At 48.0% G+C, this 1,154-nt stretch carries 1 protein-coding gene and 1 pseudogene; both read left to right on the top strand.

Annotation, left to right across the window (positions count from 1 at the left end):
- Nucleotides 1–375, top strand: a pseudogene (locus tag D8863_RS10370) (amidophosphoribosyltransferase); the annotation flags it as partial.
- A gap of 38 nt (nt 376–413) precedes the next feature.
- Nucleotides 414–1,154, top strand: a 741-nt coding sequence (gene purM, locus D8863_RS10365; protein ID WP_125441853.1) for a phosphoribosylformylglycinamidine cyclo-ligase, incomplete at its 3' end; no start/stop codon positions are given.

The following is a 1,154-nucleotide window of genomic DNA, read 5'->3' as shown; positions in this document are numbered from 1 at the left end:
GATGATTCCATTGTTCGTGGGACGACCTCTCGCCGTATCGTTCAGCTTTTGAAAGAAGCAGGTGCGTCTGAGGTTCACGTTGCCATTGGTAGTCCAGCGCTGGCTTATCCATGTTTCTACGGGATTGATATCCAGACGCGTCAGGAGTTGATTGCGGCCAATCATACGGTCGAAGAAACTCGCCAAATCATTGGTGCGGATAGCCTGACCTATCTTTCGATTGATGGCTTGATTAACTCTATCGGGATTGAAACAGATGCACCGAATGGTGGTCTCTGTGTCGCTTACTTTGACGGCGACTACCCAACTCCTCTCTACGACTATGAGGAAGACTATCAAAGAAGTTTTGAAGAAAAGACCAGTTTTTACAAGTAGACGGATAAAGACTCTCCATGAAAGGAAAGGAAGAGAAGATGACAAATAAAAATGCTTATGCGCAATCCGGTGTGGATGTTGAAGCGGGTTATGAAGTTGTTGAACGAATCAAAAAGCACGTGGCTCGTACGGAGCGTGCGGGTGTTATGGGAGCTCTTGGTGGCTTTGGTGGCATGTTTGACCTTTCAAAGACAGGGGTAAAAGAGCCTGTCTTGATCTCAGGGACTGACGGTGTCGGGACCAAGCTCATGTTGGCCATCAAGTATGATAAGCATGATACGATTGGTCAGGACTGTGTGGCTATGTGTGTTAACGACATCATCGCTGCAGGTGCGGAGCCTCTTTACTTCCTTGACTACGTAGCGACTGGCAAGAATGAACCAGCTAAACTAGAACAAGTGGTTGCTGGTGTAGCAGAAGGTTGTGTGCAGGCAGGCGCAGCCCTCATCGGTGGAGAAACGGCTGAAATGCCTGGCATGTATGGCGAAGATGATTATGACTTGGCTGGTTTTGCAGTAGGTGTGGCTGAAAAATCTCAAATCATAGACGGTTCAAAGGTGGCTGAAGGTGATGTCCTTCTCGGACTTGCGTCAAGTGGGATTCACTCAAATGGTTACTCACTCGTGCGTCGTGTTTTTGCCGACTACACAGGTGAGGAAGTCTTGCCAGAATTGGAAGGTAAGAAGCTCAAGGAAGTCCTTCTTGAGCCAACTCGTATCTATGTCAAGGCTGTCTTACCACTCATCAAGGAAGAGTTGGTCAACGGTATTGCCCACATC

The sequence above is a fragment of the Streptococcus oralis genome (genome assembly GCF_003943825.1).
Classification (GTDB): domain Bacteria; phylum Bacillota; class Bacilli; order Lactobacillales; family Streptococcaceae; genus Streptococcus; species Streptococcus oralis_CD.
Note: the sequence above shows the minus strand (reverse complement) of the source record. Positions and strands in the feature narration are given on the sequence as shown.